This window comes from Musicola keenii (assembly GCF_014855505.1).
GTDB lineage: Bacteria > Pseudomonadota > Gammaproteobacteria > Enterobacterales > Enterobacteriaceae > Musicola > Musicola paradisiaca.
Genome location: NZ_JAAWVW010000005.1, coordinates 72590 through 87355, shown reverse-complemented (window position 1 = coordinate 87355; position 14766 = coordinate 72590). Strand labels below are relative to the sequence as shown.

Below are 14766 nucleotides of genomic sequence, written 5' to 3'. Positions count from 1 at the left end.
GTGCTCATTGGAGACACGATTTCATTACTATGAATGCCAAACGCTCCCTTAAATTATTGATAGTCGTCATTGCCATCGCAGCCGCTTTTTTTGCATGGCGTTATTTCCATCAAACACCAGCACAATCCGCATCGTCAGAAGCCAGCCGCACTCAACAGTCATCCAGTCAAGGCCGGAGTGGTAGACGAGGGTCTATGGCGCCGCCGCCGGTACAAGCCGCTATGACCGCCACCGCGTCGATTCCACACTATCTTTCTGCATTAGGTACGGTAAATGCCGCCAATACCGTCACCCTACTCAGCCGGGTCAGCGGCCAACTGATGGCCATTCATTTCCAGGAGGGGCAACAGGTCAAGCAGGGGGAACTCCTGCTCGAAATCGATCCTCGCCCCTTCCAGGTTGAACTGACCCAGGCCCAAGGGCAGTTGGCCAAAGATCAGGCATTGCTGGTCAATGCTAGGCAGGATCTGGCGCGCTATCAGCAGCTATCCAAAACCAGTCTGGTATCCGGGCAACAGTTGAATACCCAAGAATCGCTGGTACGGCAGTATGAAGCCACCGTGAAATCGGATCAGGGGTCGGTCGCCAGTGCTCAACTGCAACTGGACTACAGTCGGATTACGGCGCCAATCAGCGGTCGGGTCGGGTTACGCCAGGTCGATGTCGGTAACTACATCACCAGCACCACCACCTTACTGGTACTGACGCAAACACACCCGATCGATACGGTGTTTACGCTGCCAGAAGGGGATATCGCCACTGTCTTGAAAGCGCAGAAATCCGGGCAACCGGTGCCGGTTGAAGCCTGGGATCGCGCCAATCAGAAAATGCTCTCGCAGGGATCCCTGCTGAGCATGGACAACCAGATCGACAGCACCACCGGCACCATCAAGCTAAAAGCTCGGTTCGACAATCAGGACGATGCCCTGTTTCCCAATCAGTTCGTCAACATCCGCATCAAGGTGGATACCTTGCAGAATGTGGTGGTAGCCCCGTCGTCGGCGATTCAGATGGGTAATGACGGACGCTTTATCTGGGTACTGAACGACAAAGATCAGGTCAGCAAACACATGATCGTTACCGGCATCCAGTACGGCCAACAAACCGTCGTCACCAGCGGGCTTAATGCCGGTGAGCGCGTCGTGACGGATGGTATCGACAAACTGACCGAAGGGGCGCGCGTTGAAGTGCTGTCGCCCGAAAAACCCGATGCCCAGGCCACCGCCAGCGGTGAAAAACGTCAGCGTAAAGCGGAGAAATCCTGATGCAGGAAAGCTCGCCGATTCACGGCGGCGGCCCGTCGCGCCTGTTTATCCTCAGGCCGGTCGCCACCACCCTGCTGATGGTCGCCATTCTGCTGGCGGGTCTGGTGGGGTACCGCGCACTGCCGGTATCCGCGCTGCCCGAAGTCGATTACCCGACCATCCAGGTTGTGACGCTCTATCCAGGCGCCAGCCCGGATGTCATGACCTCGTCGGTCACTGCGCCGCTTGAACACCAGTTCGGCAGCATGTCCGGGCTCAAACAGATGTCGAGCCAGAGTTCTGCGGGCGCATCCGTCATCACACTGCAATTCCAGCTTTCGCTGTCGCTGGACGTCGCGGAGCAGGATGTTCAGGCGGCGATCAATGCCGCCACTAATCTGCTGCCGACCGACCTGCCCTTCCCGCCGACTTACAACAAAGTCAACCCGGCGGATCCGCCGATCATGACGCTGGCGGTCACGTCCACCGCCATGCCCATGACGCAGGTGCAGGATATGCTTGAAACCCGCATCGCGCAGAAAATCTCCCAGGTCGAAGGGGTAGGTCTGGTGACACTGGCGGGCGGCCAACGACCGTCAGTACGGGTGAAGCTGAATGCGGGCGCGCTGGCTTCCTTCGGGCTGAGCAGCGAATCGGTGCGTACTGCCATTACCGCCGCCAACGTCAACACGCCGAAAGGCAGTTTTGATGGCCCGACCCGTTCGGTCACACTGTCCGCCAACGACCAAATTCGTTCGGTGGATGACTACCGCCAGTTGATTATCACCTGGAAGAACAACGCCCCGGTACGGCTACAGGATGTCGCCACCGTCGAACAGGCGCCGGAAAACACCAAACTGGCAGCCTGGGCTAATCAAAATCAGGCCATCATTCTCAATATTCAACGGCAGCCGGGCGCCAATGTTATCGCCACTGCGGATCATATCCGTAATCTGTTGCCGACCTTGCAAGCCAGCTTACCCAAATCCGTCAATGTCACGCTGCTGGCGGATCGCACAACCACCATTCGCGCCTCGGTAGACGATGTTCAATTCGAACTGCTGTTGGCGATCGCGCTGGTGGTGATGGTGATTTACCTGTTTCTGCGCAATGCGGTAGCGACGCTGATCCCCAGCATCGCCGTGCCGCTGTCGCTGGTGGGCACCTTTGCCGCCATGTACTTCCTCGGGTTTTCCGTTAATAACCTAACGTTAATGGCGCTGACCATCGCCACCGGCTTCGTGGTGGATGATGCGATCGTCGTGATCGAGAACATCGCCCGCTATATCGAAAAAGGCGAAAAACCGCTGGATGCGGCGCTGAAAGGCGCCGGAGAGATTGGCTTTACAATTATTTCACTGACCTTCTCGCTGATCGCTGTGCTGATCCCGCTGCTGTTCATGGGCGATATCATCGGCCGACTGTTCCGTGAGTTCGCCGTCACCCTGGCCGTCTCGATTCTGATCTCCGCGATCGTTTCGCTGACGTTGACGCCCATGATGTGCGCTCGCTTACTCAATCATGAAGCGCTGGCTCATCAAAACAGGTTTACTCGTGCCAGTGAACGTTTCTTCGACTGGGTAATTGCCGCTTACGGTCGTGGCCTGACACGGGTACTCAGCCATCCGTGGATAACGCTTAGCGTGGCTATCGGCACGCTGGTATTAACCGTTCTGCTGTATATCGTCATCCCCAAAGGATTTTTCCCGATTCAGGACAACGGTATCATCCAGGGCACGGTGCAAGCGGCGCAGACGATCTCGTTTAACAGCATGGTGGACAAGCAACATCAAGTCACCGAAGCCATCCTGAAAGATCCGACCGTCGAGAGCGTCTCGTCATTCATCGGCGTTGATGGCACCAACCCATCGCTCAATAGCGGTCGCCTGCAGATTAACCTCAAGCCGTTCAGCGAACGCAGTGAGCGCGTACAAACCATCATCGATCGATTGCAACAACAAGCCGCCGCGATTCCCGGCGTTCAACTCTATCTGCAACCGGTACAAGACCTGACTATCGACACCCAGGTCAGCCGCACCCAATACCAGTTCACCTTGCAAACCATGTCACTGGATGAATTGGGCGTCTGGGTACCCAAGCTGACCGCTGAGCTACAAAAACTGCCGCAATTACAGGATGTCAGCAGCGACTGGCAAGACGGCGCCGCGGTAGCTTACGTCAAGGTTGACCGCGACAATGCCAGCCGGCTGGGCATTACCATGTCGCAGATCGACAGCGCCCTGTATAACGCCTTCGGCCAGCGGCTGATTTCCACCATCTATACCCAATCCAACCAATATCGCGTGGTACTGGAACAGCACTCACCCAGCAAAACCGGGCTGGATCCGTTGCACGATATCCGGTTGGTGAACAGTGCCGGCGGCGTCGTACCGTTGGATAGCATTGCGACGATTGAAGAGCGCAAAGGTACGCTGGCGGTCAACCATATCGACCAGTTCCCGTCCAGCACCATCTCTTTCAACGTCGCACCGGGTTATGCGCTGGGTGATGCCGTCAAGGCGATTGAAACCACCCAACAGCAGATGCAATTGCCGTCGGATATCATCACCCGCTTCCAGGGCAGCACGCTGGCGTTCCAGGCTGCGCTGACCAGCACCATCTGGCTGGTCGTGGCGGCGATCGTGGCGATGTACATCGTCTTGGGCGTCTTGTACGAAAGCTTTATCCATCCGGTCACTATCCTGTCCACGCTGCCCACTGCGGGCGTCGGTGCCTTGCTGGCGCTGATGATTTCGGGCAGCGATCTGAACATCATCGCCATCATCGGCATTATTTTGCTGATCGGTATCGTGAAGAAAAACGCCATCATGATGATCGACTTTGCGCTGGCCGCCGAGCGTGAGCAAGGCATGAGCCCGTATCAGGCGATCTATCAGGCGTGTCTGTTGCGTTTCCGCCCGATTCTGATGACCACCATGGCGGCACTGCTCAGCGCCGTCCCCTTGATGTTCAGCACCGGCGTCGGCGCCGAACTGCGGCGTCCGTTGGGGATCTGTATGGTCGGCGGGCTGGTGATGAGCCAGGTGCTGACATTGTTCACGACGCCGGTGATCTATCTGCTGTTTGATCGCCTGGCGCATCGTCTACGCCGTACCCGCCCGCAGGAAGGAGAGGCGCAGTGAAGTTCTTCGCACTGTTCATCCAACGGCCGGTCGCCACCACGCTGTTGGCGCTGGCGATTACCCTGTGCGGCGTGCTTGGCTACCGACTATTGCCGGTATCGCCGCTGCCCCAGGTGGATTTTCCGGTGATTGCAGTGACGGCAACCTTGTCGGGCGCCTCGCCGGAAACCATGGCGTCATCGGTGGCGACACCGCTGGAACGATCACTGGGGCGTATTGCCGGCATCAATGAAATGACCTCCATGAGTTCGCTGGGCAGTACCCGCATCATTCTGCAATTTGCCCTGGATCGTGATATCAACGGCGCCGCCCGCGATGTCCAGGCCGCCATCAACGCCGCGCAAAGCTTATTGCCCAGCAACATGGCGAGCCGCCCCTACTATCGCAAAGTCAATCCGTCCGATGCGCCGATCGTGATTCTGACGCTGACCTCCGATACCTACGGCCCAGGCCAGCTTTATGACTACGCCTCCACCCAAATCGCCCAGCGCGTCTCGCAAATCGAAGGGGTCGGCGATGTCACCATCGGCGGCAGTTCCCTGCCCGCCGTTCGGGTATCGCTGAACCCACAGGCGTTGTTCAATCAGGGGGTATCGCTGGATGAAGTCCGCCAGTCCATCGCTCAGGCCAACGTGCGTCAGCCGGTAGGGAGTCTGGACAGCGGCGACATCCACTACCAGATTCAGACCAACGATGAACTGAAGACCGCCGATGCCTATCGTTCGTTGATTGTTCATTACAACAATGGCGCGCCGGTACGTCTGAGCGATGTCGCCGGCGTCAGGGATTCGGTACAGAACGTCCTGAACGCCGGGATGACCAACGCCAAACCGGCGGTGTTGATCCTGATCCGACGCGCGCCGGACGCCAATATCATCTCCACCGTCGATAATATCCGCGCCTCATTGCCGGAATTACGCACACTGTTGCCCGCGTCCATCAACATGGAGGTCGCGCAGGATCGTTCCCCCACGATTCGTGCGTCACTACGTGACGTAGAGCGCTCGCTAACGATCGCCGTTTCGCTGGTGATTCTGGTGGTGTTTCTGTTCCTGCGTTCCGGCCGCGCCACGCTGATACCGGCCATCGCCGTGCCGGTGTCGCTGATCGGTACATTTGCCGCCATGTATCTCTGCGGTTTCAGCCTCAACAACTTATCGTTGATGGCGCTGACCGTCGCCACCGGCTTTGTGGTGGATGACGCTATCGTCGTGCTGGAAAACATTTCCCGCCACATCGAAGCCGGTATGAAACCGTTGCAGGCGTCGCTGCAAGGGGTGCGGGAAGTGGGTTTTACCGTGGTGTCCATGAGCCTGTCGCTGATCGCAGTGTTTATTCCGCTGTTATTGATGAGTGGGCTGCCGGGGCGCCTGTTTCGCGAATTTTCTGTCACACTGTCGGTCGCGATCCTGATCTCTCTGCTGGTGTCCATCACTCTGACGCCCATGATGTGCTCCCGTCTGCTACGTGCCCACCCGGCGCGCAGCCAGCCGCGCAAGCGCGGTTTCAACCGCGTGCTGTTGAGCGTGCAGCAAGGCTATGGCCGTTCGCTGCAATGGGTATTGAATCACTCGCGCTGGGTTCTGATGGTGCTGCTGGGTACCATCGCGCTGAGTGTCTGGCTGTACATCAGCATTCCCAAGACTTTTTTCCCGGAGCAGGACACCGGGCGCCTGATGGGGTTCATCCAGGCGGATCAGAGCATTTCGTTCCAGGCGATGAAGGGCAAGTTGCAGGACTTTATGAAAATCGTGCGGGACGATCCGGCGGTAGATAATGTCACTGGCTTTACCGGCGGGATGCGTACCAATAGCGGCTCGATGTTTATCAGTCTCAAGCCCTTATCCGAACGCGACGTCACCGCCCAGCAGGTGATTTCCCGTCTACGCGAAAAACTCTCGAAAGAACCGGGCGCCAACCTGTATCTGATGGCGGTACAGGATGTACGTATCGGCGGCCGCGAAGCCAACGCTGGCTATCAATACTCCCTGTTGTCCGATGATCTGGCGGTACTGCGCAGTTGGGAGCCTAAAATTCGCGCCGCACTGAGTAAATTGCCGCAACTGGCCGACGTCAGTTCCGATCAGCAGGATAAAGGGGCGGAAATGATGCTGGAATACGATCGTGACGCCATCGCACGTCTCGGCATCAGCGTTGCCAGCGTCAACGCCTTGTTGAATGACGCCTTCGGTCAGCGCCAGATCTCCACCATTTACCAGCCGATGAACCAGTACAAAGTGGTGATGGAGGTGGACTCCGCCTACACCCAGGATCCTTCATCACTGGAAAAAATGTTTGTGATCAACAGTGATGGCAAACCGATACCGCTGTCGTTTTTCGCCCACTGGCGGCCGGCCAACACGCCGCTGGCGGTTAACCATCAAGGGTTGTCGGCAGCGGCCACCATTGCCTTCAACCTGCCGGAAGGCGCCAGCCTGTCGGACGCGACCGACGCCATCCAACGCACCATGACCGCGCTGGGGGTGCCCTCTTCGATCCGTGGTCAATTCGCCGGTACCGCGCTGGCGTTCCAGCAGTCTCAGCATTCTCAGGTGATCCTGATCATCGCCGCGATCATTACGGTGTATATCGTGCTGGGAATTCTGTACGAAAACTACATCCACCCGCTGACGATCCTCTCCACCCTGCCCTCCGCCGGCGTGGGCGCGCTGATGGCGCTGGAACTGTTCGGCAAACCGTTCAGCCTGATTGCGCTCATCGGTATCATGTTGCTGATCGGGATTGTGAAGAAGAACGCCATCATGATGGTGGATTTTGCTCAGGTGGCGCAGCGTGAGGGCAAATTGTCGGCACAGGAGGCGATTTTCCGCGCCTGCATGTTGCGTTTCCGGCCGATCATGATGACCACCATGGCGGCGCTGTTCGGCGCACTGCCGCTGGTACTGGGCAGCGGCGACGGCGCGGAACTGCGGCAGCCGCTGGGAATCACGATTGTCGGCGGGCTGGTGATGAGCCAGTTGCTGACACTGTATACGACGCCGGTGGTTTATCTGTTTTTCGATCGTCTGCGTCGGCGTTCCGGCACACAGACCGAAACCGGGCTCACCCAGGTCGAGCCCGGCGAATAGCGAGCTAAGGGCCATTAGCCGCCAGCACAGACGCCGGGATTGCCCGGCGTCTGTTTACCATGAATGATATGACCCAAGGAGTATTCCCATCCATGACCGACTCGCCTGCTGCCGTTCGCTGGCAACTGTGGATCGTGGCCTTCGGCTTTTTCATGCAGACACTGGATACCACCATCGTCAACACGGCATTACCGTCGATGGCGGTCAGCCTAAACGAAAGTCCACTACATATGCATGCGGTGATTGTCGCCTATGTGCTGACCGTCGCCATGGTACTGCCCGCCAGCGGTTGGCTGGCGGATAGACTTGGCGTGCGCAATGTATTTTTATCCGCCATCCTGTTGTTCAGCCTCGGCTCGCTGCTGTGCGCCCGTTCGGAAAGCCTCAACGAACTGTTGCTATCGCGCGTAGTGCAAGGGTTTGGCGGCGCGATGATGGTGCCCATCGGCCGGTTGACCGTGATGAAATTGGTGCCCAGAGATCAGTACATGGCGGCGATGACCTTCGTGACCCTACCTGGGCAAATCGGCCCATTGATGGGGCCGTCGCTCGGCGGTTTTCTGGTGCAGTACGCCAGTTGGCACTGGATCTTCCTGATCAATATTCCGGTGGGCATTATCGGCGCCATCGCCACCGGGCTGCTGATGCCCAATTTCACCATGCCCGCTCGACGCTTCGACCTGCGTGGTTTTTTCTGTTTAGTCATCTGTATGGCAACCCTGACGCTGGCGTTGGATGGGCAAAAAAGCCTGGGTTTTTCGCCTGCGATGATCACCGCGTTGATCGGCACCGGCAGCCTGGCGCTGGCGGGCTACTGGCTGCACGCCAGACACAACGAACAGGCGCTGTTCAACCTGCGATTGTTCAACACCCATAGCTTTACCATCGGGTTGTTCGGCGGCTGGCTGGCGCGCATCGGCAGCGGCATGTTGCCCTTTATGACGCCGGTCTTCCTGCAACTCGGCCTGGGTTATTCGCCGTTCCATGCCGGTCTGATGATGATCCCGCTGGTGATGGGCAATATGGGGATGAAACGATTGGTGGTGAAGATCGTCAACCGTTTCGGGTATCGCAACGTGCTGATCGTCTCGACGCTGACGTTGGCGATCGCATCTCTACTGTTCGCGCTGGTGGCGATGATGAACTGGCGCTGGCTGATGCCTTGCGTGTTGTTTATGGTCGGTATGGTCAACGGCATCCGTTTCTCCACCATGAATACCCTGACGTTGAAAGACTTGCCGGATGACCTCGCCAGCGGCGGCAACAGCCTGCTATCAATGTCGATGCAGTTGTCCACCAGCATGGGGGTCAGTATCGCCGGCCTGCTACTGGGGCTGTTCGCACACCAGCATCTGGTCGCCGGAACGACGGAAACCAATATCATCTTCCTCTATACCTATTTGTGTATGGCGGCCGTCATGGCGTTTCCGGCGTTAATATTCAGCCGGGCGCCCGCCGACATTCTGCAACAGGCAACTTTGCCGCGTCGTTCATGAGGCCCACCATGAAATTCGGAATCGCCGCCAGACAGTTTCTCGCTATCTTCATCACCAGCATGCTGGTGCTGATCATCATGCATTTTGGCGTGCGGATGAGTTTTGAAAAAGGTTTCATCGACTATATCCGCCGCAGCAATGAGCAGCGCATCACGCAGCTTAAAGGGTTAGTGGAAGAACAGTATCAGCAACACGGCAGTTGGGAGTTTTTGCGGAATAACGAACGCGGCATTTTTTCCATGATCCGCTCGCTGGAACAAAGCAACGATGGGGCGCTACATGGTTGGCGAACCCGATTCTGGGTCATGGACACCAATGATCAACGTCTGCTTGGGCCGCCGATAGCGATTCCGGCAGGCAGCAGTTGGCAACCTTTCCGTTACAAAAATCAGACCGTCGGCTGGATGGTCAGTGCGCCGATCGATGGCCTGACCCGTAATGCGGATATCAGCTTCGATAGTCAGCAACAGCGTACCAGTTGGTTGATTGTCGCTTTCTCTACACTGCTGGCCATCGTCGTCACCTGGCTGATGTCTCGCGGTTTGTTGGCGCCGGTAAAACGGCTGGTGGACGGCATCCATCAATTGGCGGGAGGAAATTTCAGCGCCCGAGTGACCGCCAGCGGCCGCGATGAGTTGGGGCGTCTGGCACAGGATTTTAACCAACTGGCGTCCGCACTGGAAAAAAACGAACAGTCGCGCCGGGCGTTCATGGCGGATGTTTCCCATGAGTTGCGCACACCGCTGGCAGTATTGCGCGGTGAGCTGGAAGCGCTGCAAGACGGTGTCCGACGCCCCGACGCCTCCGCGTTTCATTCGTTGCAGATGGAAGTGGAAATCCTGACCAAGCTGGTAAATGACCTGCATCAACTGTCGTTGTCTGATCTGGGTGCGCTGGCCTACCGCAAAATGCCAGTGACGGTCATCGACTTGTTGCAGCAATCCGTGGCGCTCTACCGGGAGCGTTTTCAGCACAAAGGCATCACGCTGACGACACGTTTCGGCGTCGACGAGAGCACTGTATTCGGCGATCCGGATCGGCTTAGTCAGTTGTTTAACAATCTGCTGGAAAACAGCCTGCGCTATACTGACGATCACGGTCTGCTGGAAGTGGAAACAGAGTGGCATCCTCAGCAGTTGATGATCCACTGGCGCGACAGCGCCCCCGGTATCACCGACGAGCAGCTATCGCTGATTTTTGAACGTTTTTATCGTGCGGAAAACTCCCGTAACCGCGCCAGTGGCGGCTCAGGGCTGGGGCTCGCCATCTGCGCCAATATCGTCGAAGCGCATAACGGCCGGCTTTACGCCGCACACTCACCGCTCGGCGGCGTACAAATTACCGTCGAACTCCCATTGCATACGCGCTGAATACAAGAGGTATCGTAATGACTGCGACATCCGCCGCTCCAGCCACCGATGACACATTGCCGGTACTGATCGTGGAAGATGAACCCAAACTTGGCCAGTTGCTGGTGGATTACCTACAGGCATCCGGCTATGCAACACACTGGTTGACCCAGGGTAATGATGTCGAGCCCTGGGTCAGGGCGCATCCTTGCCGCCTGGTGCTGCTGGATCTGATGCTGCCTGGCCGCGATGGGCTGTCTTTGTGTCAGGCAATACGCGGTTTCTCCAATGTGCCCATCATCATGGTCACGGCACGGACGGAAGAGATCGATCGCCTGTTGGGGCTGGAGATAGGCGCTGACGACTATATCTGCAAACCCTACAGCCCGCGCGAAGTGGTGGCCAGAGTCAAAACCCTGTTGCGCCGCTGCCACTGGCAATCGGAACCTACTGCCGTCACCGATCGCCCTGCGTTATTGATCGACCAATATCGTTATCAGGCCAGCTATCTGGGCCGCAATCTCGATTTAACGCCCGCCGAATTCCGGTTACTGAGAATTCTCTCCGCCGAGCCTAATCGGGTATTTTCCCGCGAACAGTTGCTGGACAATCTGTACGACGATTATCGCGTCGTCACCGATCGCACCATCGACAGTCACATCAAGAACCTGCGTCGCAAACTGGAGCAGTTCGATCAGGAAACGTCGTTTATCCGCACCGTCTATGGTATCGGCTACCGCTGGGAAGCGGCCGCCAGTCAGGAGGTGTAATCCTATCCGTGATGGCGTCAAAGAAACTGTTCAACTTCGTTAAAAATTTACGATAGGACTGCCCAGCCCCGCTCGCTAACATAGTCGACGGGCAACTATCACAGTAACGAGGTCGAACATGTCGGGTTTGGTAAATGGAAAATGGGTGGATGGCGATGTCGCGGCGGAGGAGATCAAAAACGGTGCGTTTCACCGCCAGGAGACCCGATTCCGGGAGACGGCATTAGTCCCGGAAGCCGGGCGTTATCAGCTTTTTGTTTCCTACCTCTGTCCCTGGGCGTCGCGAACACTGATTTTCCGCGCGTTGAAGGGGCTGGAATCCATCGTCGCCGTCTCCGTTGCTGAACCCACGATTGGCGAACAAGGCTGGGAATTCCGTACCCCGCAAGACGTCGGGGAACATCTCGAACCGGTGCGTTACCTGCACCAGCTCTACACCGCCAGCGATGCCCACTACACCGGCAAGGTTTCTGTGCCAGTGCTCTGGGATCGCAACACTGGCCGCATCGTTAACAATGAATCCTCGGATATTATCCGTATCCTCAATCAGGCGTTCGATGTGCTGACCGGCAACCGGCTGGATCTCTATCCCACCGAACTCCGAGCAGAAATCGACCGCTGGAACACGTTGATTTACGACAATATCAACAACGGCGTGTACAAAACCGGCTTTGCCAAAACCCAAGAGCATTACGACGGTGCCGTCACTGCACTGTTCGACGCTCTGGATACCGTTGAAGCTCACCTAGCGACGCACCGCTATCTGGCCGGCGATACGCTGACCGAGGCCGACTGGCGCCTGTTTGTGACCCTGGTACGTTTCGATACCGCCTACCACGGCGCCTTCAAATGCAATATCCGCCGTCTGGAGGATTATCAGCACCTCTCGGGCTACCTGCGCGAACTGTACCAGTGGCCGGGCATCAGCAGCACGGTCAATCTGTCGCACATCAAGATTGGCTACTACGGCATCCGCTGGCTGAATCCTACCGGGATCGTACCGAAAGGCCCGACGGTGGACTTCACCCGCCCTCACCGGCGTGATCACGTCGGCCCTTCCGCCGGCATTCGCTCCCGCTGACCCGCTCGATGCCCCGTCGCTTTATGCCGGTACCCTGGGATAAAGCGGCGGCCCGGCCACCGCCCCCTATCCTGACGTGTCTTTCCGCCCGAGCGTCAGGCTACCGGGTACCGTCGCCTGCAGGCGGCAATTTCATTCATCCTTCGCGTCACACCCGCCCGGTATAGCCGGATAGCCGTACTTTTCCTCCGTGAACTACTGATTTTTCCCGCCGTTGGCGTTAGAATCGCCCGCTTTTACTGCTTCCGTTCGGGAGCAGCCTGACCTGCGATCAGACATTGAGAGATACCATGTTTAAACCGGAATTACTGTCTCCGGCCGGCACCCTGAAAAATATGCGTTACGCCTTTGCCTACGGCGCCGACGCAATTTATGCCGGCCAGCCCCGTTACAGCCTGCGCGTGCGCAATAACGAGTTCAACCACCAGACGCTGGCTCAGGCGATCGCCGAAGCCCATGAGCTGGGGAAAAAATTCTACGTGGTGGTCAATATCGCGCCCCACAACGCCAAACTGAAAACCTTCCTGCGCGATCTGCAACCGGTCGTGGAAATGAATCCGGATGCGCTGATCATGTCCGACCCGGGGTTGATCATGCTGGTACGGGAAAACTTCCCGCAGATGCCGATCCACCTCTCTGTTCAAGCCAACGCCGTCAACTGGGCCACCGTTAAATTCTGGAAACAGATGGGGCTGAGCCGCGTGATCCTGTCCCGCGAGTTGTCGCTGGAAGAAATCGAAGAAATTCGCACCCAGGTACCGGAAATGGAACTGGAAGTGTTCGTCCATGGCGCGCTGTGCATGGCCTATTCCGGCCGCTGCCTGCTGTCCGGCTACATCAACAAACGCGACCCCAATCAGGGCACCTGCACCAACGCCTGCCGTTGGGAATACAAGGTGCAGGAAGGCAAGGAAGACGACGTCGGCAACATTGTGCACATCCATGAGCCTATCGCCGTCACCCAGGTCGATCCAACGCTGGGCATCGGCGCCCCGACCGATAAGGTCTTCATGCTGGAAGAGAGCCAGCGTCCGGGCGAATACATGAGCGCATTTGAAGACGAACATGGCACCTACATCATGAACTCGCGCGATCTGCGCGCCATCCAGCATGTCGAACGCCTGACTCAGATGCAGGTGCATTCGCTGAAGATCGAAGGCCGCACCAAATCCTTCTACTACTGCGCCCGCACCGCGCAGGTTTATCGCCGCGCCATTGACGACGCCGCCGCCGGTAAACCGTTCGATCCTACGTTGCTGCAAACGCTGGAAGGGCTGGCGCACCGCGGCTACACCGAAGGCTTTCTGCGCCGCCATGTCCATGAGGATTATCAAAACTACGACTACGGCTATTCGGTTTCCGACCGTCAGCAGTTTGTCGGCGAGTTCACCGGCGAACGTCTGAACGGGCTGGCGGCCGTCGCGGTCAAAAACAAATTCTCAGTCGGCGACAGCGTAGAAATGATGACACCCGGCGGTAATGTGCAGTTCACCATTACGCTAATGCAAAACCGCAAAGGGGAAGCGATTGACGTCGCACCGGGCGACGGGCATACCGTCTATTTGCCGGTGCCGGAAGATATCGCGCTGGATTACGCTCTGCTGTTGCGTAACCTGCCGGGCACCAACACCCGGAATCCTCACCTGAAATAAGCGGAATACAGCACAATAGCGGCCAGTTGTCGTATTTTTAGAATCCGATCACATCAATGACGGCGACAACTGGTTACTATTGCAGCGCTGAGAAAATACAGAACGAAAACAAGCGTAGTTATACTACTAGGAACCACCTCCTTGGCCGGCCCAATCTCCCTTGGGCTGGCTTTTTCTTTTTGATTCTAAACTCCTTTTTCGTACAACCTGCGGTTTACGTTCACCCTCGTCGACCGGCTGCGCCAATGCCGGCCCGGACGCACCCCCGGCCTAAACAAGCCGTGGTGTGTCGTAATGCCCGTGCTGTTAAACATGATTGTGGGGCGGAAACGCAGAGTGGTGTTCTAGAGCGATGCCTCATCCGGCATCGCCCCGCCGACGCCGGGTGTTAATTGACCAACATGACACACCAGCCCGTCGCTTATTCACGTTTCAGGCGCGGGCTGTTGGCCAAATAGAGCGTCACCACCAAAATCAGGATGGCGCCGGCATAGGTCAGAGTATCGACCGGATTTTTGTGATCGACGATGATTAGCCGAATGATGGCGGTAATACCGATATAGATGAAATAGCGTAGCGGAAAGTGATATCCAGACAAAAAATACTTCACAATCAATGCAATAAATTCGAAATATAAAAAATAGATCACCAGGCTCTCGATCAGCATGTAGGAAGATTCCTTCTCATTGCTGACAAACAGTACCGTCGACAGATGCGCAGTCTCCTTGGCAAGGAAGATGACCAGCATCACCGCCAGTGCCAGCAGCCCGACATTGAGGATCGTCTGTAGTCCTCGGGCAATCATTACCGCACGTATTGAACCCGCCATGAGCCCCTCCTTAAGTCCACTCATCGACACAACCGTGACCGCCAGACTACTGTCCGCAGATGTCGCCACGCTGACAATAATCTGACACAGATCACAAAATTAACGGGTAGCGG

General features: G+C 57.1%; 9 protein-coding genes. 8 read left to right on the top strand and 1 reads right to left on the bottom strand.

Features of this window, described 5'->3' with window-relative positions; genetic code table 11:
• The first annotated feature begins 29 nt into the window (after positions 1–29).
• The 8 genes from HEP82_RS06835 to trhP all read left to right on the top strand — a co-directional run bounded on the left by HEP82_RS06835 (position 30) and on the right by trhP (position 13824).
• Complete coding sequence (locus HEP82_RS06835) at positions 30–1265, top strand: MdtA/MuxA family multidrug efflux RND transporter periplasmic adaptor subunit (protein ID WP_192457400.1); 1236 nt, start codon at positions 30–32, stop codon at positions 1263–1265.
• Positions 1265–4387: an MdtB/MuxB family multidrug efflux RND transporter permease subunit gene (locus tag HEP82_RS06830; RefSeq protein WP_192457399.1), complete on the top strand. Its 3123-nt coding sequence runs from the start codon at positions 1265–1267 to the stop codon at positions 4385–4387. Before HEP82_RS06835 ends, HEP82_RS06830 begins: the two co-directional genes overlap by 1 nt.
• Positions 4384–7476, top strand: a complete 3093-nt coding sequence (gene mdtC, locus HEP82_RS06825; protein WP_192457398.1) for a multidrug efflux RND transporter permease subunit MdtC — start codon at positions 4384–4386, stop codon at positions 7474–7476. The genes HEP82_RS06830 and mdtC overlap by 4 nt, the downstream gene beginning before the upstream one ends.
• A gap of 92 nt (positions 7477–7568) precedes the next feature.
• Positions 7569–8972 (top strand): MFS transporter, encoded by a 1404-nt coding sequence (mdtD, locus tag HEP82_RS06820; RefSeq protein ID WP_192457397.1) that lies wholly within the window; start codon positions 7569–7571, stop codon positions 8970–8972.
• A gap of 8 nt (positions 8973–8980) precedes the next feature.
• Complete coding sequence (gene baeS, locus HEP82_RS06815; protein WP_192457396.1) at positions 8981–10342, top strand: envelope stress sensor histidine kinase BaeS; 1362 nt, start codon at positions 8981–8983, stop codon at positions 10340–10342.
• 17 nt (positions 10343–10359) lie between these two features.
• Complete coding sequence (gene baeR / locus HEP82_RS06810) at positions 10360–11091, top strand: envelope stress response regulator BaeR (protein ID WP_015854389.1); 732 nt, start codon at positions 10360–10362, stop codon at positions 11089–11091.
• A gap of 118 nt (positions 11092–11209) precedes the next feature.
• Positions 11210–12172: a glutathione S-transferase family protein gene (locus HEP82_RS06805; RefSeq protein ID WP_192457395.1), complete on the top strand. Its 963-nt coding sequence runs from the start codon at positions 11210–11212 to the stop codon at positions 12170–12172.
• Positions 12173–12462: 290 nt separating this feature from the next.
• On the top strand, positions 12463–13824 hold the full coding sequence (trhP, locus tag HEP82_RS06800) for a prephenate-dependent tRNA uridine(34) hydroxylase TrhP (protein WP_192457394.1): 1362 nt from the start codon (positions 12463–12465) through the stop codon (positions 13822–13824).
• Positions 13825–14245: 421 nt separating this feature from the next.
• Here the strand turns inward: trhP and psiE are convergent, their stop codons facing one another.
• Complete coding sequence (gene psiE / locus HEP82_RS06795; RefSeq protein ID WP_192457393.1) at positions 14246–14653, bottom strand: phosphate-starvation-inducible protein PsiE; 408 nt, start codon at positions 14651–14653, stop codon at positions 14246–14248.
• Positions 14654–14766 lie beyond the last annotated feature (113 nt).